The following is a 21,925-nucleotide window of genomic DNA, read 5'->3' as shown; positions in this document are numbered from 1 at the left end:
TATTTTTTGTAAAGGTTGTTTTTTTATACAAGGTGCGCAAAATTTACCGAAATGAAAAAACTCAGCTCGTAAATCTCTCAAAAAAGATTTACAAGCTGAGCCTAGACAATCGATGGCTGTTTGGCCTTTTTTACTTTTCTTAATGCCAGCCACCATAAATAAATCATAAATGGAATAATAATAAATACCCAATGATCCATTGTTTTTAAAATATAATCATATGTTCCATGTAAAATGAGCGGCGCAAATACGGAATACAGCGTCCACTTCGTTTTTTCCTTTCCTTCAGAAAACTTTGCTTTCCCTAAATAATACCCCATAATGACGCCGAATAAAGCATGACTAGATACGGGTAAAATGGCTCTTCCTAGCGCTGATTCTAAACCATTTGCAAATAAATATAAAATATTTTCAACGGTAGCAAAACCTAATGAAACAGCTGCCCCGTAAACAATTCCATCGTAATGCTCATCAAATTCCACATGCTGATAAATCGTGAAATATAAAATGAACCATTTGAAAAATTCTTCTAAAAAGCTTGTCGTAAAAAATGCTTCAAGAAAAGGTGATTGAAAAACGTGTTCTTCACCAAATACATATTGAATAAACATAATTGGCAAAACAAGCATTGCTCCAAAAATAAATGTTTTTAATACCATTGAAATAGGCTCAGTTTCATATTCATCTTTCAAATAAAAAAAACTTAACAATGCCAATCCTGGCGCAATGCCTGCAGATACAATCGCCAACATAAATAGCGCCTCATCTCCTCTATTTTTTTTAATAGTAACATGTTATCTTTAGGATGAAAATCTCCGTCTATAATGTCCTTATCTTTATATGTAAATACTCACATAACTTGCTGTCGATTTACAAAGCCTAACAAAGACCTTAAACAAGTATACCAAAAAATGTATCATACTTATACGAAAAATTGAAAGGAGCTCTCTATGAAAACTGTTTATATTCTTCACACCGGCGGCACAATCTCGATGAAAGAAGACATGGAAACTGGAGCGGTAGCACCAGATATTCAAAACCCGCTTCACCGCTCAACATCATCTGTTTCAGGTATGGCCAATGTAATCGTAGAAGAAGCATTTCATCTGCCTTCTCCTCATATTACTCCTAAGGAAATGCTTATACTTTCAAAAAAAATACGCGATAAAATTAATGAAGGCAAAATTGATGCAGTCGTGTTAACCCACGGCACGGACACGCTGGAAGAAACCGCTTATTTTTTAGATTTAACCGTGCATACAGATATTCCAATTGTCTTAACTGGAGCTATGAGATCAAGCAATGAAATCGGTTCAGACGGTCCTTATAATTTTATATCTGCGGTTCGGGTGGCTATTAGTGACGGGGCAAAAGGAAAAGGTGTCTTAGTTGTGATGAACGATGAAATTCATACCGCTGAAAATGTGACCAAGACCCACACAAGCAACGTGGCGACATTTCAAAGCCCTCAGTACGGGCCAATAGGATTAATCACAAAACGCGGCGTATCTTTTCACCACATGCCTACAGAACATGAATTTTATCCTGTTAATCAAATAGATAAACAAATCACTTTATTAAAAGCTTATGCAGGAATGGACGACCATTTATTTCAAGCAGTGGCTTCAATGAATGTTGACGGACTTATAATTGAAGCCCTCGGTCAAGGAAATCTGCCTCCTCTCACCATTCCAGGAATTCAATTGCTTTTGAAGCGAAAGATACCCATCGTGCTCGTTTCTCGCTGTTTTAATGGAATTGCTCAAGATGTATATGGGTATGAAGGCGGTGGCAAGCTGTTAAAAGAGATGGGCGTTATTTTTTCAAATGGCTTAAATGGTCCTAAAGCACGCATTAAACTGTTGGTTGCTCTCCAAGTAACAACGAATCATGATGAGCTGCAGCAGCTATTTAATCATTAGTAAAACAACGCATAGAAGCCTATGCGTTGTTTTTGTTGATAATATGAGAAGCGATTGATTTCCCATGAAAACGTCCATTTTCAATAAAAATCTCATTAGCATTGTTTCCTGCAGCAATCACACCAGCGATATAAATTCCTTCCACGTTTGTTTCCATCGTCTCTTCGTTAAAAGAAGGGCGGCCTGTTTCATCATCTAATTCCACACCCATTTTTGTTAAAAACGAGTGATCAGGGTGATAGCCAGTCATGGCAAAAACGAAATCGTTACTAATCGTAAATTCTTTCCCTTCCTGCTCATATGTTACTGCTTCATCCGTTATCTTTGTTACATGAGCGTTAAAATGCATCCCAATCGTTCCATTTCGAACCAGCGCTTCAAATTCAGGCAATATCCAAGGTTTTACGCTAGGGGAGTAATCTGAGCCACGATAAATAACCGTCACCCTTGCATCACACTTCACCAATTCCAGAGCTGCATCGACGCTAGAGTTTTTTCCGCCTATAACGACTACATCTTTATCAAAATACGGATGCGCTTCTTTGAAATAATGAAATACCTTTGATAAATCTTCACCAGGAACATTCATATAATTAGGATGATCGTAATAGCCCGTAGCTATAATGACATTCTCCGCTTCATATGTCTCTTTGGATGTTGTGACAATAATTTGGTTTTCCGCTTGTTTGTCTACTTGCAAGACACGTTCAAACGGCTGAATTCGAACTTGCTTGCGCTTCACCACTTCTCGGTAGTAAGCAAGAGCTTGGTTGCGCACAGGCTTACGATTTTCGGTAATAAAAGGGACATCCCCAATTTCTAGTTTTTCACTTGAACTAAAAAACGTTTGGTGGGTCGGATAGTTATAAATTGCATTCACAATATTGCCTTTTTCAATTACAAGGGCATCAATACCTGTATGTTGAAGCTCAATAGCTGCTGAAAGCCCGCATGGTCCTCCGCCAACAATAATTACTTTTTCTTTCTTCATGCCTGTCACTCCTTCAGTTGTAAACGCACCTTTTTTTATTTTAACGCAGTGTAAAACAAAAAAATCTCCTCATTAATGATAGGAGATTTTTTCTATTTACGCAATTGTTCTGCTGTTCTGTTTTTAAATCCAGCCTCTGAAGCGAGAGCCTTCTGCCATTTTTCTTACGCCTATCATATAAGCAGCTAGACGCATGTCGACTTTTCGAGTTGTAGAAGTTTCGTAGATGTTATTAAATGATTTCACCATTACTTTTTCAAGCTTTTCTTCTACTTCTTCTTCCGTCCAATAATAACCTTGGTTATTTTGCACCCATTCAAAATAAGAGACTGTTACACCGCCAGCACTTGCCAAAACGTCTGGAACTAATAAAATCCCTCTCTCTGACAAGATGCGCGTTGCTTCAAGAGTTGTTGGTCCATTTGCTGCTTCCACCACAATACTCGCTTGAATGTTATGGGCATTTTCTTCTGTAATTTGATTTTCAATCGCAGCTGGAACTAGGATGTCACAGTCAAGTTCAAGCAGCTCTTTGTTGCTGATAGTATTATTGAATAATTTCGTTACTGTACCAAAGCTATCGCGTCGATCTAATAAATAATCAATGTCTAAACCATTAGGATCATGCAGCGCTCCGTATGCATCAGATATCCCTACAATTTTAGCACCAGCGTCGTGCATGAACTTAGCTAAAAAGCTTCCTGCATTTCCAAACCCTTGTACTACTACCCGTGCACCTTGTAATTCAATGCCTCGTTTTTTCGCTGCTTCACGAATACAAATAGTTACTCCTTTTGCAGTCGCAGTTTCACGGCCGTGCGAACCACCTAAGACAAGGGGCTTTCCAGTAATAAAGCCAGGCGAGTTAAATTCATCAATCCGGCTGTATTCATCCATCATCCAAGCCATAATTTGTGAATTTGTAAACACATCCGGCGCTGGAATATCCTTTGTTGGTCCAACAATTTGGCTAATCGCACGAACATATCCGCGGCTTAAACGCTCTAATTCTCCAAAAGACATATTTCGAGGATCACAAACAATTCCACCTTTTCCTCCACCGTAAGGAAGGTCAACGATTCCACATTTTAAACTCATCCATATAGATAGAGCTTTTACTTCTTTTTCAGTTACGTTTGGGTGAAAACGAATTCCACCTTTCGTAGGACCAACTGCATCGTTATGCTGCGCTCGGTGACCTGTAAAAATCTTAACTGATCCGTCATCCATACGAACAGGAATTTTTACTGTCATCATTCGTAATGGCTCTTTTAATAGTTCATACACTTCATCAGGATAGCCTAGTTTTTCTAACGCTTTATGTATCACTGTTTGTGTAGATTTTAAAACATCATGCTTCTCTTCTTGACTATTTTTACTGTCTTGCATCTTGTCGGCTACCATCTGTAAACCTCCTAAAATGTATCGAAAATTATTCGTTTTTAATTGAATGGTGCTTCTTTCATGACATAGTATACACCCTTAGTTTTACATTGCAAAGGAAAATATCGAACTTTTAGTATTTTTTGTGTTCTTCTAAGAAAACGCTTCCAATAACTTTACAAGGTATGCTACAATGTTTTAAGTCTGCCTCTTTCCTAGTATGCGTTAATCGTCTTAAAAAAATAAAAAACACCCGGTGATAAAGAGCACTTTCAACAACTTTGTACAAGCTGAAAGTGCAGCCACTCTTATTTTAATAAAAGTGCTTTATCCTTCACGGGTGTAATTATTTCAATTAAACAGTTAAGAAAAGACAGAGTTAATATACTCCAGAGCTCTCTTTTCTACTAATATTTTTCCATATTCATTTACGCGGTGCTTTGTAATTGTAGAGGGATTTCCATACTCCGCCAAAACCGCAATCATATTCCCAACTTCAGCCGGTGACAGCATGTGATAATCCAACAGCACGTAAAAACGTTTTTCGAATGAATAGAGCACGCTATCCGTATCGTAAAAGTTTGACATGCGCTTGGTCAGCTGAATGACATCTTCAAATGAATCAAACTCAAAAAACATGTCTTCGCTTTCATCTAGCATGACCTGCATTTCAATGAAGTCCTCGAACTCGTCTTCATCGAACTCACCGTAGCTGGTTTCTTCTTCATACTGCTTTGTCACAAATACAACCATTCCCTGTGCTTGAAGTGAAAAAACTTCTACCGAAAGAGAATTTGTAGGTTCAAAGTTCAGTTCTTGAGAAGCTTGCTCTATCATCTCACGAAAGAGCTGTTTTACTTTGAATGTATCTGTCCATAGATCTTCTTTTGTTAACCCTCTTTCTTTTAAATCATCGTAGGTCAAAAAAACTTTTAGCTTATTATAGTTTAATCGTTCAAGCCTCATTAGCGTCCCTCCCCGCTTGCACTCATAACCACATGGTTCGATAATGCAGTATATGTATTTTTTGGAAAACGGTTCGTGATGTTTACTTACGAGTTTACAGGTTTATGAAAGGAAAGACAAGCTATTCTCAATCAATTTCTGCTAATTTTTTTGTTAGCCAGCTGTTCCACTCTTCTTTTGTATTTCCTAAAATAAACGGCTGAGCCTCGCCTTTTCTTTTGCTATCTAAACCATCAAACACATAACCGCCTAATCCTACTTTAAGATGCGGGAATTTCTTTATCATTTGGTTCGTCAAATTCAGTGTTTTCTCGGCATTTTCCATCATTGTGCATGACATAAATAAAAACGTTGGGTCTACTTCTTTAACAATTAGCTCAACATCTTTATCTTCAATGCTGCTTCCTAAATAAATAACCTCAAACCCTTTACGGCGTAAAAATAGCGTAAAGACTAGAAGTCCAACTTCATGTGTCTCATTAGGCCCACATACAGCAATCGCTTTAGGCAATAAGCCATTTGAAGGCAGCGAATAAAAAATCATGCTGATACGCGTTTTTAATACTTGAGTCGTATAATGCTCATGAGCACTTGTGATTTGCCCTTTTTCCCACATATCTCCAACCGTCACGAGTAGAGAACCCAAAATATCAATAACCACTTTTTCTACCGAATACAGGCTAAACGCATGATTAATTAAATCCTGTGCTTTTCCTTCTTCAAAAGATAGAAGCATCGTTAACAGCTCATCCCTAATTTTTTGAGGGGAATCTACTTCTCCTTCTTCTTCAAACGCTCCTACTGTACTACTTTCCGTTTCTAATAACGAAACCGCTTGACTAATCGTAAAACCTCCGCTCACTTTTTCCGTGAGCCATTTTAATTTCCGCAAATCTTCCTCTGTATATAACCGATGCCCCGATTCGTTGCGGACAGGATTTAAAATTTGATAGCGTCGTTCCCATGCACGCAAAGTTCCCGGCTGGATCCCGACCATATTTGAGATGGCTTTAATATTATACTTCCCTTCGTGAGCCATACGTAACCTCCAACTACTCTTCGTGAACTGTTTCTATTAATTGAATTATAGGATAAGTTATCCTGTGTGTAAAATTTGTATATGCTATGTAAAGAGTTTGTTCAAGGCTATTCTTTCCTTTTTAAAGTGATATAATGCGTTTGTGCTCTAGCTTGTAAACGGAGAGGCAGGGAGGTTGTACCATATCCATTACTAACAAAAAGAGGAATCTGTCTTTTCTCTTTCAGCCCTCCTAATTCATACATACCAAAATTAAATAAGCGTATCTGTCCTCCGTGTGTATGTCCGCTCAAAATTAAATCTACTTTTGATTCTTCATCTACATAATAGATAACATCAGGATTGTGGCTTAGAAGAATGGTAAGCTGGTCAGGTTCAATGGAAGAAACAGCTCGCTTTAGATCCATCTCACCTTCGGATAAATCATCTACTCCCGCAAAATTGCATGTAGTACCATGTTTAGAAACTGCAGAGACATGCTCGTTTTTAAGGGTAATAACTCCCTCATCCTTAAGCATCTGCTTCAATTGCACTTGACTTACTTCGTAATCATTATTTCCCCATACAAAATAGACCGGTCCAAGCGTTTTAAGCTTTTGAATATTTTGACGAGCACGCAATAAAGGTACTCCTCCTTCTAGTAAGTCACCGCCTATGATCACAAAATCTACTTCACCAGGTATTTTTTCCAACAGCTTCGACGAAACTGTTCGCTTATGTACATCCGATATAAAAAACAGGCGTAAAGGCTGCTGATTTCCGGGAAATGCTGATAAATGAATCGTTCTTTCTTCTACATATGTACGATGGGCTTCCGAAAACATAAAAATCAGCAGGCCTATGCCTAACGCTAAAATAATTAAAGAAATAACCATATATTCTCCTTCTTTTCATTTTATACACGGTGTGTTTCTGTTAAAGAAGAAAGGGCATAAATTGTCGCAATTGTTAACAAACCTACTACTTGATAGAGCGCAACTGTACTTAACGATAAAATTCCTATCACACATAGACATGAAACAAGATATTCATGCCATTTTACCTTATAGCCTTTTAGAAACAACCGACTTTGCAGAAACACTTTACGAACTGCCGCCGACAGACAAAAAAGAGCCGTGAAAAATAAGATTATAATACCAAACACATCTAACGGATGTAAAATCATTTGAATAAGTAAATAGGTTAACGAAGCTTTTGAGCCTACAGCCGTTAAACTGCTGATATAATAACTGCATAACCACGCAGCCAGCAAGTTAAACCAATCTCTCACAAAAAAACCCCCTTCACTAAACTTCTATGTAAAAAGAGGCTTTTTCATGCGATTCTATTTATTTTCATGATATAAATTAATTCCATAAGTGGACTGCATCCAGCGGAACGTTTCTTTTCGGTTCTCCCATGTTTCAGGCGTCGCCCATAGCTCTTTGCTTCTTTTAATAATCTCACAGCGCAAGTCTTGAAAAGTCTTTTCCGCTTTCTCGCTTTTTTTCTGCAGCTGTACAGTATAAAAATAAAGGGAGACGGTAAGCAATAGAAACATCAAATGCCCTATGTTACCTAACAAAAATGAGAAAAATTCGCTAAACGTCGTAAAAAAACCGCTTTGAAATATGAAAAAAAAGTAGCTAATAACAGCCGTTAAGCTGGCTAAAAACAAAAGCTTCCATCTTTTCTCTTTAGCTTTCAGCTTATTAACCGTCTCTTTTCTTTTGATAACGCTCGCTAATATATATTGAAGTGTTTCATCGCTTTCAAAGTCTATTAACTTGTTTTCCAACATTCCACCCCCTCGTATGCTAGTACAACATATGAGTGAATATAAAAGATTATGTGGATAACACTGAAAATAATGGCTGTTTCCTTAACCTTTACTGCATGAGTTCTTCTGGCTGTACAGATTTCCCTTTTGACTTTCGTATCTGCAGGCCTAATAAAAAATCAATGAGAAAATGAGTGAAAATCGTGACATACAAATTTTCGGTCCACCAAAACAGCAACCCTATTAAAAAGCTTAAAACCACAACCGAAATAAAAAGAAACCACTTTTTTAAATATCGAATGTGAACGAGTGCAAATACGATACTCGCCCAAAAAAGGCCAAACTGAACTTGTATAACCCCTCGAAATAATATTTCTTCTGAACATGCAACGATTAGGCAAATAAGGGCTAGATGAGGAATGGAACGATTAGCAAATAAACGTTCATTAATCCCTCCGTCATCATATAAATGCTCGGGTACACATTTCATTAGAAGCATATCTCCTCCTACTACCAAGAGAGCTGTACCTCCCCCGTACAATAAAATAGACGCCCAATCCAGCTCAAAAAACTGTAAAAAGGAATGCCACGAATCAAATGTGAAAAAACCGATGCCTAAAGCAATAAAGCAGATGAGCAGCTGCGTTACATATAAATTTTTAACCAGCTCTGCATCCGTCATGGATGAAATAAGCTCTTGCTGTGACTTTGCCATTATATCTCTCCTTGACGAAGCAAACGAGCTAATTCTAATTCCCAGCCTTGAAATGTCCATTGCTCTTGCTCACCATTTGTTTTTTTATAGGCTTCTAAATCCAATCCGCAGCAATCGCAACAATTCTGAAGCTCTGATTTTCCGAGCTCATTGAAATAGCCAAGCAGCACCTGACGACGGCATTCTTTTGCCTCAATAAACTCCTTCATCGCACGATACTTGTCATGTTTGTTTCGAAGACGTTTATTTACAGCTGCAACAATCGTTTCATGCAGCGATTCAGGGATTTTCCTAGGTTCAACATGTTCATTTTCCACTACATTTTCTCTGTACAAATAATAACGAATAAATCTCCAATGTGTTTCTTGAATACCCACTGTATAAAGAAAATGAGACTCTACTTGTTTTAAAGGAATGGCCTGATCATGATTTCGTAAATACGACAGGCAGTATAAGATGATATCTGAAGAAGGAAGCTCAATTTCAAGTAAAGAATGAGCAAAATCATCGTCTCCTTCAGCATAAAGCAAAATCGCAATACTGTTTTGCTGATCGCGTCCACTTCTTCCAATTTCCTGTACGTATGCTTCTAGCTGCGTAGGTGTATGAAAATGAATAACAAAGCGAACATTCGATTTATTAACCCCCATTCCAAATGCACTTGTGCAGCAAATGATATCCAGCTGATTTTCTAAAAATTGCTGTTGAACAAGCATTCTTTCATTCGGTTCCATTCCCCCATGGTAATACTGCACTCGCTGTATCCCATTTTCCTTTAGAAGCTGTGTTAATGCTTCTGTCCAAGATCGGCTGGAACAATAGATAATTCCTGGACTTTGCAGTTCACTAACGTACATCAGCAACTTCTCTTTTTTCTCTTCAATACTTGCAACAAAATCAACTTTCATCGCAATATTACTTCGATTCATGGAATAGATGTGCTCGTTGACAGCAGGCAGCGATAAGTAGCGCTTAATATCTTCCACTACTTCCCTGGTCGCAGTTCCTGTTAGTGCCAGACATAGCGGACTGCCAAGTTCCTTCCATATATCTCCTAACTGAAGATAATCCAAACGGAAATCATGTCCCCACTGAGAAATACAGTGCGCCTCGTCCACAACGAAAAGGCCTACCTTTGCCTGTTTTAATGCTTCTACCACAACAGCGTTTTGCAAAATTTCAGGAGATGCATAAATAAAACGATAAAAAGCTAAATCTTTTAGCGCCCGTCTTTTTTCTTCTTGTTGTAGGAAACTATTTAAGGCAATAACTCTCTTTTCTCCACTTGCCTTTAGTTGTTGAACTTGATCTTCCATCAGTGAAATTAAAGGAGATACAATCAGCACCGGTCGGTTCAACACATAAGCGGGGAGCTGATAGCACAATGATTTCCCTGTTCCTGTAGGAAGAACCGCTAACACATTATGACCTGTTAAAATATCTTGAATAATCTCTTTTTGTCCTAGTCGAAATTGGCTATAGCCAAATTGTTTCTGTAGAAGTTGTTCTATCTTCACATCAAACACCACTTTTTTTAGTATCAGGTAAAATGTTTTGCTAATACGAGACGAATCTGAAAATAGGTAACGTCGTCTTTTACTTCTTCCTTTATCGCCTTTAATTTATTTGTACGCAAACTTTCAAAAGCCGAGATAATTTCTTCCTGCTGCTTAGGCGATACGTATGCATCGATTGAAAAAGATGGAACAAACAGAGCTAATTCTGCAATATGATCTTCAATTGTACTTTCTTTTAAACGCCTTATATAAGCAATTTCTTCAAGCGTCTTTCCTTTTTGAAGCCAGCTATACGTTTTTAACGTCGAGCTTGTCAAAGGCAATTCTAAATATAGATCATGCAAAAAAGAAGAAAGTACATGAAAGCTTTCATTATTTTGACTCACTTTTTCAATGATATGATGAATAACCCCTAAAAGTTGAATATGCACATAATGCTCATCGAGTTCATATTGATATGCTAACTGATTTTTTGTAAAGCCTACTCTTTCGTATCCAGTCAGTTGCAAAACAAAAAGAGACGCATCCCGTTCCGTACAATCTTTCAAGCACGTTCGGAGCTCTTTGAATAGCTCGGCGGCTAACTCTTGACGCGTTTGCTTTTGAGACATAATATACGTTTTGACCCATTGAATGACCTCAGGATTTTTGGAAATGGGTAAAAACCCTTTTTGAAAATACTGTAGGTTGGATAAGGTCTGAATGAACAAAGTGATTCTTGCTAAAAATAATTGAGTACTGCTTGCGAATTTCCATCCGTCTAAAGCTGGATGAAAGGGCCGAGCCGTCAGTTCATCTTCAAGGCGTGTTCGTCCCTTATCTGTCATCACATACTTTTGATTTTCAGTTTCTTCGATATACTGCTGTTCTTTTAAATATGCAACGCAGGTTTCAAAAGACCGTTTATCTAAGTAAAGAAATGACTGAAAAAGAAAAGAGATTCCAAAAATTTTTCCGTCTTGAATTGTTTGCGCTGACTTTTTACCTGTTAATAAATGATAAATACCATAGGCGGTTCGCTCACCTTTTAACTGTTTTATACAAAATAAAATGCTAACTTGAATATAATTCAAAGGTGTCAACTTCCTTTCTCATTCATTGTACCAAAAGTGACCAATAGCATGTGAGATAAAGGCTTTTTAGCTCTTTCCTTTATGTATCAAAACGTTTGGATAAGTGAAGAAACCTTGATTTGATAAGCATTCTCAGTGACTTTTCTATTGAAAAGTTTTATAAATCATTTTACAATGAATAAGGAGAAATTTCACTCTTGATTCGCGAAGAGATTATATAATAAGAAATTTTCGAACACTTTACAGGAGGTCTTGTTATGCCAAAATATACAATTGTTGATAAAGATACTTGCATCGCATGCGGCGCTTGCGGAGCAGCAGCACCAGACATTTATGATTATGATGATGAAGGTATTGCATTCGTAACATTAGATGATAACCAAGGTGTAGTAGAAATTCCAGAAGATCTAGAAGATGATATGATGGATGCAATGGAAGGCTGCCCTACGGATTCAATTCGCGTAGCGGATGAAAAATTCGAAGGCGATGCTAATAAATTCGAATAAGTATTGAACAAACCTGTAGTATAGTACATGCTGCAGGTTTTTTTTTATATAAAAATCGCTCTCCCCGGGAGAGCGATTGAATTAAACAGCAACGCGGCGCGTGATCCATTGCTTCATTTTTGAAAACAATAAGACAAAAATAACCCCTGTTGCTGCTCCTTTTATTAAGTTAAACGGCAAAATACCTGCAACGATATATTGACGCGCTTGTTCACTAGACATTTCTGGCGATTGTAAGAAGATTGTATACGCCGGTAAAAAGACATAATAATTTAAGACAGCCATGAGTACCGTCATTACAACCGTACCCGTAACCAAACCTATCGTTACGCCTTTAGCTGTTTTAAATCGACGGAACATATATGATACAGGAAGAACGAACAGTAAACCAGCTACAAAGTTCGCCACTTGACCAACCGGAACCCCTGTAGCACTTCCTTGAATTAAATAATTCAATAAATTTTTTATTCCTTCTACTATAACAGCAGCCATAGGTCCAAATACAAGTGCTGCTACGAGTGCAGGAATTTCGCTAAAATCAATTGTTAAAAACGGAGGTAATCCAGGAATCGGAAAATTAATCATCATTAAAATGTAAGCAATACTGCTTAACATTCCTAGTATAACCAGCTTTTGAGTTTTCTTACTTTGTTGCATCTTGCCTCTCTCCTTCTTTGTGATCCACTCTTCAAAGAAGAAAGGTTCAACTTCATATCCCCACGCAAAAACCTCCCAACAAATGATTCGTTGAGAGGAGACATGGCAGGCATATTTAATAAACGTTCATCACATTAGGTTTTGAACGCTGAACCTCCACCTTCTCCCATCCAGACTGTACTGTCGGCTTTGGAATTTCACCAAATCTGCTCGTATGTATTACATATAAGCTCGCGGGCTCAAAACAATTTGTTTTTTTACCGCCGGTCGGGAATTTCACCCTGCCCCGAAGATAGATCAATATTTAATTATGAATTTATTATATGTTATCTCGAATTAAAAGTAAATAAAGAAGTTTTTTTAATTCCTATTAAATTGATGTCTTTTATAAACTTCATTACTGTTTTATATGTAAAATAAGGAAATAAGTGCATAACCAACAGCATTATGACATATTTATAGTTTCAATTTTACGTTTACAATTGTGTATTTGATAACTAATTGTAAAGTTTAAAAAATATAATTGACAGAATTTTTTTAACATGGTAAATTATCAAATATTTGATGATAGTAAAATCCAAGGGAGATGTTCACGTCATGTATAACGTATTAGTAGCTGATTCAATTAGCAATGAAGGTCTTGCTCCACTACTTGAAGCTCCTCATGTGAATCTTACGCGAAAAAAAGTTGAAGAAGTTGAGAATGATTTGCATACGTACGATGCGCTTTTAGTACGGAGTGCTACGACGGTTACAGAGGATTTGCTGGCAAAAATGCCGAATTTAAAAATTGTTGCTCGCGCTGGAGTAGGTGTCGATAATATTGATATTGAAGCCTCAACCAAACGAGGGGTTGTCGTTATTAACGCGCCGAACGGAAATACCATTTCAACGGCGGAACATACATTTGCTATGATGGCTAGCTTGTTTCGGCATATCCCCCAAGGAAATGCTTCAGTCAAAGCGCGCGAATGGAACCGCTCAGCATTTGTTGGAACAGAGCTTAATCGCAAACACCTGGGCATTATCGGATTTGGAAGAATTGGCTCAGAGCTTGCTAAACGCGCAAAAGCCTTCAATATGAGCGTTCACGTTTACGATCCTTTTTTAACCTCTTCCCGAGCTGAAAAGCTAGGCGTAGAACTATTATCCCTGGATGAATTACTAGCAGCAGCGGATGTAATTACCGTACACACTCCGCTTACGAAAGAAACCAAGGGATTGCTCAATCATGAAACATTAGCCAAAACAAAGAAGGGTGTATTTTTATTAAACTGCGCACGCGGCGGGATCATTGATGAAAAAGCCTTAGTTCATTATTTAGAAATTGGCCATGTTCAAGGTGCAGCTATTGACGTATTTGAAGTTGAACCGCCGATTGATAACCCTTTGTTACATTTTGATCAAGTTATTACAACTCCCCATTTAGGAGCTTCTACAAAAGAAGCCCAGCTTAACGTTGCTGAAGACGTGGCACATGACGTTCTGCGTTTTCTAGAAGGTAATCCTGTAAGTTCATCCATTAATTTACCAACGCTTTCTAAAGAAGTTTTTGAAAAAATTCAGCCGTTTACGAGCCTTACTAAACAAATGGGAGCTATTTTATCTCAATGCATGCGAGAACCCGTTCAGCATATCTCGATCTCCTACGGAGGTACAGTGACGGATTTAGAAACCACTTATATTACACGGAGCTTGTTATCAGGCTTTTTAACCCATCGTATTGACTCACCTGTTAACGAAGTCAATGCTTCTATGATTGCCAAAGAACGAGGAATTACATTTGGTGAAAAAACATCGGAAGATACGCAAGGATATTCTAATATAATTGACGTTACAGTAACAGGCGAACAGCGTACATTTACCATTACGGGCACTTATATAGCAGGATATGGACCTCGAATTGTTAATATTGATTCGTTTGATATTGATTTTTATCCAGAAGGACATCTTCTTTATATCCGTCACAGTGATCAGCCCGGAGTTATTGGAAATGTAGGGAAAGTACTTGGAGATTTACGTATTAACATTGCTACCATGCAAGTGGGACGTAAGCAAAAAGGCGGAGAAGCCATTATGATGCTCACGTTTGATAAACTTTTAGATGATTCTGTCATCACTTCATTAAAACAAACAAGCGAAATCGTGACCATACAGCGCATTGAGTTGTGACATTGAAAAAAGAGCCTTAACGGCTCTTTTTTTATGGACTTATTTTTAACACTTGTCCTGCATTTAAAGCGGTGTTCTCTAAATGATTCCACTTTCTTAGCTGCTCCACATCGACTTCATATTTGGCCGCAAGTTCAGATAATGTATCTCCTTGATGGATAAGAATACAGTTATCAGAAGCCTGATGTAACTGCTGAAAAACCGTGGCAGCTAAATCGTTTTTTACGTATGCCGATAGTTTTTGCTTGTCCAATTTGGCGAGTGGGTTTACCGCATTGGTTTTATCCGGATTCCAACTTCCTTGATGAACTTCAAAATGCAAATGTGCACCTGAAGATCGTCCTGTATTGCCAACCCATCCAATGTTTTGACCTGCGGCTACAGAATTCCCTTCTGCAACAAGTCGTTTCTCTAGATGAGCATAGACCGTTTCGTATCCATTCGTTTGTTTGATAAAAACAACTTGCCCGTATGTATTTGAATAATAAGAGCGGCTCACCACTCCTTTTGCAACAGCATACACCTGTGTACCAACAGGTGCTGCTATATCGATTCCAAAGTGTTTGGCGTGACGAGAACCAAATATATCAGTTAAGACTCCTTCAACCGGCCACTCCCACTGCTTCTCTTCTGCCTTTACCATTTGCCCGCCCAAAAATAAAAGACCTATACACAATCCCATCACTAATACAACCAATATTCTTCTTAACACGTCAATCATGAAGAAAGAACCTCCTATGTAGATCATTGCACACAAAACATACTATATGCCAATTCCTTCTCTTTTAGACTTGTTTATAGAAAAAATAAAGAGATGTGATTCTCCAATGAATCACATCTCTTTGCTATTCTTAATATTTCAGCCGAAGACAAACTGTTATTTAGCATGTGTTTACTTTGGCAGTTTGATAAAGAAAGTTGTTCCTTCATTTAATTCACTTTCAACCGCAATAATCCCTTGGTGTGCCTCCACGATATTTTTAGCGATCGCAAGCCCAAGACCAGTTCCTGACTTTCCTCTCGTTCTGGCTTTATCAGCTTTATAAAATCGCTCGAATACAAACGGAAGATCTTCTTTTGGAATCCCTGCTCCCGTATCTTGAACAGAAAGATGGATTTCGGATTGACTTTTATCAAGATGCAGCTTTACTTCTCCGTAGTCATCCGTATGACGAATGGCATTATCAATTAAGTTTGTCAGCACTTGTTCCATACGGTCTGAATCAATCATCGCTTCAAATTCATCTTCTATTTTTCCATTAAGAGACAGTTTAATATGTTTTTCTTTAGCTAACCCTTGAAACTTGCGCAAAACACGTTCTGTAAATTCAACCATTGCTACAGATTCTAAGTGAAGCTGCACATGTCCCGCTTCCATTCGCGCTAAATCTAAAAGTTCATTTACAAGCCGGCCCATACGGAGTGATTCATCATAAATCACCTGTGCAATTTCTTTCTTTTCTTCATCCGTACTTGCAATATCGTCAATAATAGCTTCACTATAACCTTGAAGCATAGAAATAGGTGTACGCAATTCATGAGACACGTTTGCAATAAAATCTTTTCTCGATTTATCAAGTTTACGCTCTTCAGACATGTCTCGCAGTACAGCTACAGCACCGCGGATTTTCGTTTGATTATAGAGCGGTGACATTAAAATGACCCACGTTTTCCCTTGAATTTTCAACTCTGCACTTCGCTCCGTTTCAGTCTCTACTACCGTTTGAAACAAATGCACGACGTTTGCTGGAAGCTCAGGCACCTGCTGGTTGTTCACATCCTGCTCGTAATACCAAGTCTGAAGAAAATGCTCCGCTGGGGGATTGGTAATTAAAATCGATCCGTCTCTACTAAACGTAATAACACCGTCTGCCATACTGCTTAAAATACTTGAAAGCTGTTCTTTTTCCTGATTGAGCGCATTGAGATTAAACTTTAACTGCCTGCCCATTTGATTAAAAGCAATCGCTAACTCTCCAATTTCATCGTGAGTTAAAATAGGTACTTTTGTATCAAAGTTCCCTTTTGTTACTTCAAATGCCGCCTGCCTCATTTTTCTAAGAGGTGCTGTAATTCGAGTAGATAAGAAAAAAGCAAAGATAGTAGTTAAAATAATAGCAATACCTGCAGCCAATAAAATGAACTTAGTCGTATATTGAGCGGGCTCTTCAATTTCAGAAAGAGATTGATACAGATAAACGCCGCCTGTCGGTTTATTATCTTTCATTAAAGGTACACCGACAACAAACATTAAAGGCTCATCACTCGTGTCTTTCTTTGTGGTCATGTACATTTTTTCCCGTATTACTTTACCTTTTTCAACCACTTGATTTAGCTGATCGTTTTGTTTAACAATGGCCGAAATAGCTTTCTTATTTTCTTTATCAGGATGTGTGGAATGCCAATAGAAATCTTTATCTTGAACAATAACTACACTTGCTTGATCTGCAAGTTCACGAGCAATGGATAGTCCTAGCTTTTCATCCTCTGTTTCCTGCACAATGGTAGAGATTTTAGCAGCCGTTTTAGTTAAACGGTTTTCTGCGTCTACAACATGATAATTTTCAAAAAACTGAAGCAGTAAAATGGTCAAAATAAATAAAACAAGCGTAACGAGCAATAGGATAGTAAACCATAGTTTACCAACTACACTTCTCCAAAACATCAGTTATTTTCAACCTCAAATTTATACCCTACTCCCCAAACGGTTACGATCATTTTCGCCGCTTGTGACGATACGCGATTTAACTTTTCACGCAAACGCTTGACGTGCGTATCTACCGTACGAAGATCTCCAAAGAAATCATAATGCCACACTTCACGCAGCAGCTGCTCTCTGTCGTATACTTTATCTGGCGTTTTTGCAAGGTAGCATAATAATTCATATTCTTTTGGAGTTAAATTAACTTCTTTTCCGTCTGCTGTAACGCGATGTGCATCATTATCAATCGTTAAGTGATCAAAGACAATAAGGTTTTTCACGCTCGTTTCTGGCTGAATAAACGTTGCTTGAGAAGAACGTCGAAGCAGTGCTTTTACGCGAAGAACCACTTCTCTTGGGCTAAACGGCTTAACGATGTAATCATCTGTACCTACTTCAAACCCTTGGACTCTGTTTACTTCTTCACCTTTAGCTGTAAGCATGATAATAGGAGTTGCTTTTTTCTCGCGAATTTGTTTACAGACCTCAATACCGTCTATGCCAGGCATCATTAAATCTAATACAATCAAATCATAATCTATGTGTAACGCTTTTTCGATTGCTTCATGCCCGTCGGCTGCTTCTTCAATGATGTATCCTTCTTTTTCTAAGTACATTTTTAACAATCGTCTAATGCGATCTTCATCGTCTACTAGCAGTAATCTTTGTTCGTTTTGCATGTATTTTCAACCTCCTAGTCTTAGTGTACAAAAAAAAACCGGCGAGTTCTACTTATGTTACCCAAACAATGTGACAATTCGTGAACACCTTTATGAAAAATAGCTTTTTTCCTCAAAAAAGAGGTTGAGACATATCGAAATCCATCCAATCTACAGATGGACAAATAAAATACAGGAGCTAGAAGCAACTACATATATGAAGCCTCCGTTCACCATGCAAATAAAAAAATCCGAACAAATGTGATTCTCCATCAAGAATCTCAACTCATCGTTCGGATCTTCTTCAACTAAAATATCTTTATTTCAGCCTCTATTCTATTTTTAAAGGTTACGCATATGAATGTAAACCTGCAATAACTAGGTTCACGGCCACTAAGTTGAACATGATGATGGCAAATCCGCCAACTGCCAGCCAAGCTGATTTTTCACCGTGCCATCCTTTAGACAGCCGAAGATGAAGAAAAGCGGCATAAAATAAAAAGGTGATCAGCGCCCACACCTCTTTGGGGTCCCATCCCCAAAAGCGCGTCCAGGCCATCTGAGCCCAAATCATAGCGAAAATAAGTGCTCCTAATGTAAAAATAGGAAATCCAATCGCCACTGCTCTGTAGCTTACTTCATCAAGCAAGTCGCTGTTTACCTGCTTCACAAGCGGCTGCAGTGCGGCTCCAATTCGCTTCCGTAAAATAAGACGAATCAGCCAATATAAGACAAACCCACCGGCTAACGACCAAATAACCGTATTTAATTTTTTAGCATTGATAATAGCCGGCATATCAACAAGCGGCTTTATGTCGTTCCCGTCTGTCCACTCACTTTGATGAGGCCCCACTAGCGGAACCATATGATATACGACTTGCTCTTGTTCGCCACTTTTATTAACCCAATTAAATGATGACTCGTAGTGAGCCGCATTAAAAGCCAGCGTCACCGCTACAAACCCAAGCGTACTAATAAGCGTATACAGGATGAATTCCAGCCAAAATGCTTTTTTATTTCGCTTGGATTGATCAATTGTTTTGATTAAATAAATCAATCCTGCAACAAAGCTAATGGAAAGCACGGCTTCACCCGTAGCTGCGGTTGTAACGTGAATATGCAGCCAATTCGTCTGGAGAGCTGGTATCAGCGGCGTAATTTCAGTTGGAAACATGCTTGCATAAGCAATGATTAAAAGAGCCACCGGCAAGGCAAAAAGTCCAAGCATGCTAAGACGATAAATAAAGTAAATAACAATAAATGCGCCAACAAGCATCATGCCAAAAAACGTCGTAAATTCAAATAAATTACTAACAGGAGCGTGGCCTGATGCAATCCATCTTGTAATGAAATAGCCAATCTGTGCAATAAAACCGATGATGGTAACCGCAATTCCAAACGTTGCCCACTTTGTTTTCTTTTGAGCTGCTCGCTTATCTCGAATAGCTCCTCCGAAAAAAAAGGTTGCAACTAAATAAGCAATAAACGCCACATACAGTAAATTACTACTTATACTCGCGTAATCCATGCTTTTTCCTCCTATTTTGTTTCTTTATCATTTTGGTCCTTCAGCTGTGTGAGGGATGTGGATTCTAATAAACCATTTAATTCTTTTTTAAGACCATACCAGTTTTTATTTGTATGTGCGGCCAACCATATCTCATTATTGACTTTTTGAATCCACATGCGGCGATGATTCCAATACATCCCTTGAATCACACCAATCATAAAGATGGCTCCGCCAATCCCTAAAAACCAAAGCGTATAGTCTCTGCGAACGGTTAATCCCGTTACATTTTTCGTTTCCACACCAGCAAAGGTCATTTTATAATCGTTATTTCCTAGCGGTTCCAAGTTCTCTCTAATTCCAACAAAAGCAACTTCGCCTTTTTTATGCTGAGGCGTAATCATTTTAAATACAAAAGCCGGGTTGTTAGGCACTCTTGTTTTTGTATTTGGGTTTCCTTCATCATCAAAGAAAAAGTCTGGAAAGTAGCTCATGAGCTTGACTTTATATCCGTTTTTTAAATCATATGTTGCTTTTGGATTATGTAAATCTACTGTAAGTGAACCAACGTTTTTATTTGCATTTTTATCTGTTAAATGGAAAGACATAGAGCTAAACTCATTTAACTTGAAGTCCACTTGGTACATGGCATATCCTTCAAACTTAAGCGGCTGATTCACACGAATCTCTGAATCTTTTATTTTCTTTAGCTTTGGATCTGCTCCCGGTATAAGCTTTCCTTCGCGCTTATACAGACTAACATCCGCTTCATATTTTTTGGCTACTTTATTATTCCCTGCACGATCAATTGCTTCTTGAAACACGGCGCTTTCGCTATCTTTATCATACGTTTCCACAGTAAAACGATGGTTTTTCAAAAAATACTCTCCGTTCGTCCCAGGAATAACTTTTGTTTCACCTTCACGGATCCAAAGAACTTCATCTATATACATACCTGGTACAAATCTAAGCATAGCACCTAGTAAAAAGATAATGAGACCGATATGATTAACGTATGGACCCCATCTTGAGAAGCGTCCTTTTTCAGCCAGCAGATTGCCCTTTTCTTCGCGAATAGAGTATCTTCTTTTTTTCAGCATGCTTTTTACATGTTCATAATCTTGATCCGTCCACGATGATGAAGTGCTGTATAAACGCTGTCTCTTTAAGAAGTTTGGATGTTTTGTTACACTCTGCTTTTTTAGAGCTCGGTACAAAGGCACTACTCGATCTAAACTGCAAATGACTAACGACATTCCTAAAGCAGCAATTAAAAGCAAGTACCACCACGATTCATAGAGATGATGAAAACCTAACTTATAATAAAGCTCTCCTGTCCATCCATATTCCTTTTGATAATACTCACCTGCTGTCACATTAGGAGGTATGTAAGCTTCTTGAGGATAAATGGTTCCGACTGCAGACGCAACAAGCGTCACAATAATGATCCAAATGCCTACCTTTACAGAAGAGAAAAAATTCCATATTTTATCGATAACTGTTTTATTGTACGTTTGCGATCGCCTTGCGCTTCCTTCATAACGCATATCTACTAATTTTTCAGTTGTTTCTTCTGCAATTGGTTTACCACAGGCTTCACACAAAATCGTACCATGCGGGTTAACGTGTCCACATTCACATTTTACGTGTTTCATTGTCAACACTCCCTATGGTTTAATTTCTTCCATATATTCTTTTATTTTAGATTCTTCTAATCCGCCAATAAAGCTGTCTACAATCTTTCCGTTTTTATCAATTAAAAACGTAGTCGGAAGAGGATCTATCCCGTACGCACCCAACACTTGTGAATCTTTATCCATCAAAATTGGAAAAGATAGCCCATACTGTTTAGCAAACTGCTCTACCGCTATATTCGTTTCTGCAACGTTAACAGCTAAAATTTCAACGCCTTGCTTTTTATATGCTGCATACTGCTTTTCCATCGCCGGCATCTCTTGTTTACAGGGCTTGCACCATGTTCCCCAAAAATTCAAAAAAACTCCTTTGCCTTTGTAATCTGATAGCTGATGAGTTTCTCCATTAATATCTCTTAATATAAAGTCAGGTGCCTCATCTCCTACCGATACCTTTTGTTTATCAGCAAAAAATTGAGCATAAAGGGTATATCCAACCGCGCACAGTAAAACTGCTAATATAACTGTTCGAATAATCAAGCGCTTTTTTTTCATAGCACGAACTCCTTTTAACCGCTTTCAATACGCTTTTTTTCTACCATTATATCATTTTTTTGGTAGTGGCTTTCCGATAATATTTCGACGTTTCTGTGAAGTCTTCCTCTCATTCTACAAGTTCGACATTTTTTCAAAAAACCTTGCTTGATTTTCTAATTCACGACAT

General features: G+C 38.1%; 21 protein-coding genes and 1 riboswitch. Of the genes, 3 read left to right on the top strand and 18 right to left on the bottom strand.

What is annotated here, in order from left to right; genetic code table 11:
• Nucleotides 1-101: 101 nt before the first annotated feature.
• A complete protein-coding gene (prsW, locus tag ACH6EI_RS02770; RefSeq protein WP_028411520.1) occupies nucleotides 102-752 on the bottom strand; it encodes a glutamic-type intramembrane protease PrsW in 651 nt (216 codons plus the stop codon).
• A 198-nt stretch (nucleotides 753-950) separates the two neighbouring features.
• Between prsW and ACH6EI_RS02765 the strand changes: the two genes are divergently transcribed.
• Nucleotides 951-1,922, top strand: coding sequence for an asparaginase (locus tag ACH6EI_RS02765; protein ID WP_099331262.1), 972 nt, complete (start codon nucleotides 951-953; stop codon nucleotides 1,920-1,922).
• Nucleotides 1,923-1,941: 19 nt separating this feature from the next.
• On the opposite strand, the gene ACH6EI_RS02760 is transcribed toward ACH6EI_RS02765, so the two are convergent.
• The 10 genes from ACH6EI_RS02760 to ACH6EI_RS02715 form a co-directional block, all read right to left on the bottom strand.
• Nucleotides 1,942-2,913, bottom strand: a complete 972-nt coding sequence (locus tag ACH6EI_RS02760) for a YpdA family putative bacillithiol disulfide reductase (RefSeq protein WP_099331263.1) — start codon at nucleotides 2,911-2,913, stop codon at nucleotides 1,942-1,944.
• A gap of 123 nt (nucleotides 2,914-3,036) precedes the next feature.
• A complete protein-coding gene (locus ACH6EI_RS02755; protein ID WP_370506064.1) occupies nucleotides 3,037-4,302 on the bottom strand; it encodes a Glu/Leu/Phe/Val family dehydrogenase in 1,266 nt (421 codons plus the stop codon).
• Nucleotides 4,303-4,659: 357 nt separating this feature from the next.
• Nucleotides 4,660-5,262, bottom strand: a complete 603-nt coding sequence (locus ACH6EI_RS02750) for a genetic competence negative regulator (RefSeq protein WP_025750420.1) — start codon at nucleotides 5,260-5,262, stop codon at nucleotides 4,660-4,662.
• A gap of 127 nt (nucleotides 5,263-5,389) precedes the next feature.
• A complete protein-coding gene (locus tag ACH6EI_RS02745) occupies nucleotides 5,390-6,301 on the bottom strand; it encodes a MerR family transcriptional regulator (RefSeq protein ID WP_028411523.1) in 912 nt (303 codons plus the stop codon).
• Between the two features lie 107 nt (nucleotides 6,302-6,408).
• The gene (locus tag ACH6EI_RS02740) at nucleotides 6,409-7,176 is read right to left on the bottom strand and encodes a metallophosphoesterase (RefSeq protein ID WP_099331265.1); all 768 of its coding nucleotides are present in this window, start codon (nucleotides 7,174-7,176) and stop codon (nucleotides 6,409-6,411) included.
• 20 nt (nucleotides 7,177-7,196) lie between these two features.
• On the bottom strand, nucleotides 7,197-7,571 hold the full coding sequence (locus ACH6EI_RS02735) for a hypothetical protein (RefSeq protein ID WP_099331266.1): 375 nt from the start codon (nucleotides 7,569-7,571) through the stop codon (nucleotides 7,197-7,199).
• 54 nt (nucleotides 7,572-7,625) lie between these two features.
• A complete protein-coding gene (locus ACH6EI_RS02730) occupies nucleotides 7,626-8,081 on the bottom strand; it encodes a DUF2663 family protein (RefSeq protein WP_047749869.1) in 456 nt (151 codons plus the stop codon).
• Between the two features lie 88 nt (nucleotides 8,082-8,169).
• On the bottom strand, nucleotides 8,170-8,775 hold the full coding sequence (locus ACH6EI_RS02725; protein WP_047749868.1) for a CPBP family intramembrane glutamic endopeptidase: 606 nt from the start codon (nucleotides 8,773-8,775) through the stop codon (nucleotides 8,170-8,172).
• A complete protein-coding gene (locus ACH6EI_RS02720; RefSeq protein WP_028411528.1) occupies nucleotides 8,775-10,292 on the bottom strand; it encodes a RecQ family ATP-dependent DNA helicase in 1,518 nt (505 codons plus the stop codon). The genes ACH6EI_RS02725 and ACH6EI_RS02720 overlap by 1 nt, the downstream gene beginning before the upstream one ends.
• 23 nt (nucleotides 10,293-10,315) lie before the next feature.
• Entirely contained in the window at nucleotides 10,316-11,365 is a 1,050-nt protein-coding gene (locus ACH6EI_RS02715; RefSeq protein WP_028411529.1) for a YpbB family protein, read from the bottom strand.
• Between the two features lie 257 nt (nucleotides 11,366-11,622).
• Here ACH6EI_RS02715 and ACH6EI_RS02710 point away from each other — a divergent pair, with 257 nt between their 5' ends.
• On the top strand, nucleotides 11,623-11,871 hold the full coding sequence (locus tag ACH6EI_RS02710) for a ferredoxin (protein ID WP_013059046.1): 249 nt from the start codon (nucleotides 11,623-11,625) through the stop codon (nucleotides 11,869-11,871).
• Between the two features lie 81 nt (nucleotides 11,872-11,952).
• Here ACH6EI_RS02710 and ACH6EI_RS02705 read toward each other — a convergent pair whose 3' ends face one another.
• Nucleotides 11,953-12,528, bottom strand: a complete 576-nt coding sequence (locus ACH6EI_RS02705; RefSeq protein ID WP_028411530.1) for an ECF transporter S component — start codon at nucleotides 12,526-12,528, stop codon at nucleotides 11,953-11,955.
• 154 nt (nucleotides 12,529-12,682) lie between these two features.
• A riboswitch (FMN riboswitch) is annotated at nucleotides 12,683-12,826 on the bottom strand.
• 299 nt (nucleotides 12,827-13,125) lie between these two features.
• On the opposite strand from ACH6EI_RS02705, the gene serA reads away from it, so the two are divergent.
• Entirely contained in the window at nucleotides 13,126-14,700 is a 1,575-nt protein-coding gene (gene serA, locus ACH6EI_RS02700) for a phosphoglycerate dehydrogenase (protein WP_028411531.1), read from the top strand.
• Nucleotides 14,701-14,731: 31 nt separating this feature from the next.
• Here serA and ACH6EI_RS02695 read toward each other — a convergent pair whose 3' ends face one another.
• From ACH6EI_RS02695 to resA, 6 genes are all read right to left on the bottom strand, one after another.
• A complete protein-coding gene (locus tag ACH6EI_RS02695; RefSeq protein ID WP_028411532.1) occupies nucleotides 14,732-15,421 on the bottom strand; it encodes a peptidoglycan DD-metalloendopeptidase family protein in 690 nt (229 codons plus the stop codon).
• Between the two features lie 171 nt (nucleotides 15,422-15,592).
• Nucleotides 15,593-17,365: an ATP-binding protein gene (locus ACH6EI_RS02690; RefSeq protein ID WP_033579740.1), complete on the bottom strand. Its 1,773-nt coding sequence runs from the start codon at nucleotides 17,363-17,365 to the stop codon at nucleotides 15,593-15,595.
• On the bottom strand, nucleotides 17,365-18,081 hold the full coding sequence (locus ACH6EI_RS02685) for a response regulator transcription factor (protein WP_013059051.1): 717 nt from the start codon (nucleotides 18,079-18,081) through the stop codon (nucleotides 17,365-17,367). The genes ACH6EI_RS02690 and ACH6EI_RS02685 overlap by 1 nt, the downstream gene beginning before the upstream one ends.
• Nucleotides 18,082-18,409: 328 nt before the next feature.
• Nucleotides 18,410-19,588, bottom strand: coding sequence for a c-type cytochrome biogenesis protein CcsB (gene ccsB, locus ACH6EI_RS02680; RefSeq protein WP_099331267.1), 1,179 nt, complete (start codon nucleotides 19,586-19,588; stop codon nucleotides 18,410-18,412).
• 11 nt (nucleotides 19,589-19,599) lie between these two features.
• Nucleotides 19,600-21,222 carry a cytochrome c biogenesis protein ResB gene (gene resB / locus ACH6EI_RS02675; RefSeq protein ID WP_028411535.1) on the bottom strand — a complete coding sequence of 541 codons (1,623 nt, stop codon included), beginning with the start codon at nucleotides 21,220-21,222 and terminating at the stop codon, nucleotides 19,600-19,602.
• Nucleotides 21,223-21,234: 12 nt separating this feature from the next.
• The gene (gene resA, locus ACH6EI_RS02670) at nucleotides 21,235-21,756 is read right to left on the bottom strand and encodes a thiol-disulfide oxidoreductase ResA (protein ID WP_028411536.1); all 522 of its coding nucleotides are present in this window, start codon (nucleotides 21,754-21,756) and stop codon (nucleotides 21,235-21,237) included.
• Nucleotides 21,757-21,925 lie beyond the last annotated feature (169 nt).

Source organism: Priestia sp. JSM ZJ58 (assembly GCF_044383985.1).
GTDB classification, from domain to species: Bacteria; Bacillota; Bacilli; order Bacillales; family Bacillaceae_H; genus Priestia; species Priestia zanthoxyli.
Note: the sequence above shows the minus strand (reverse complement) of the source record. Positions and strands in the feature narration are given on the sequence as shown.

Coding starts and splice junctions, on each gene's coding strand:
- prsW (WP_028411520.1), bottom strand. CDS start 752: ATGTTGGCGATTGTATCTGCAGGCATTGCGCCAGGATTGGCATTGTTA.
- ACH6EI_RS02765 (WP_099331262.1), top strand. CDS start 951: ATGAAAACTGTTTATATTCTTCACACCGGCGGCACAATCTCGATGAAA.
- ACH6EI_RS02760 (WP_099331263.1), bottom strand. CDS start 2,913: ATGAAGAAAGAAAAAGTAATTATTGTTGGCGGAGGACCATGCGGGCTT.
- ACH6EI_RS02755 (WP_370506064.1), bottom strand. CDS start 4,302: ATGCAAGACAGTAAAAATAGTCAAGAAGAGAAGCATGATGTTTTAAAA.
- ACH6EI_RS02750 (WP_025750420.1), bottom strand. CDS start 5,262: ATGAGGCTTGAACGATTAAACTATAATAAGCTAAAAGTTTTTTTGACC.
- ACH6EI_RS02745 (WP_028411523.1), bottom strand. CDS start 6,301: ATGGCTCACGAAGGGAAGTATAATATTAAAGCCATCTCAAATATGGTC.
- ACH6EI_RS02740 (WP_099331265.1), bottom strand. CDS start 7,176: ATGGTTATTTCTTTAATTATTTTAGCGTTAGGCATAGGCCTGCTGATT.
- ACH6EI_RS02730 (WP_047749869.1), bottom strand. CDS start 8,081: ATGTTGGAAAACAAGTTAATAGACTTTGAAAGCGATGAAACACTTCAA.
- ACH6EI_RS02725 (WP_047749868.1), bottom strand. CDS start 8,775: ATGGCAAAGTCACAGCAAGAGCTTATTTCATCCATGACGGATGCAGAG.
- ACH6EI_RS02710 (WP_013059046.1), top strand. CDS start 11,623: ATGCCAAAATATACAATTGTTGATAAAGATACTTGCATCGCATGCGGC.
- ACH6EI_RS02705 (WP_028411530.1), bottom strand. CDS start 12,528: ATGCAACAAAGTAAGAAAACTCAAAAGCTGGTTATACTAGGAATGTTA.
- serA (WP_028411531.1), top strand. CDS start 13,126: ATGTATAACGTATTAGTAGCTGATTCAATTAGCAATGAAGGTCTTGCT.
- ACH6EI_RS02695 (WP_028411532.1), bottom strand. CDS start 15,421: ATGATTGACGTGTTAAGAAGAATATTGGTTGTATTAGTGATGGGATTG.
- ACH6EI_RS02690 (WP_033579740.1), bottom strand. CDS start 17,365: ATGTTTTGGAGAAGTGTAGTTGGTAAACTATGGTTTACTATCCTATTG.
- ACH6EI_RS02685 (WP_013059051.1), bottom strand. CDS start 18,081: ATGCAAAACGAACAAAGATTACTGCTAGTAGACGATGAAGATCGCATT.
- ccsB (WP_099331267.1), bottom strand. CDS start 19,588: ATGGATTACGCGAGTATAAGTAGTAATTTACTGTATGTGGCGTTTATT.
- resB (WP_028411535.1), bottom strand. CDS start 21,222: ATGAAACACGTAAAATGTGAATGTGGACACGTTAACCCGCATGGTACG.
- resA (WP_028411536.1), bottom strand. CDS start 21,756: ATGAAAAAAAAGCGCTTGATTATTCGAACAGTTATATTAGCAGTTTTA.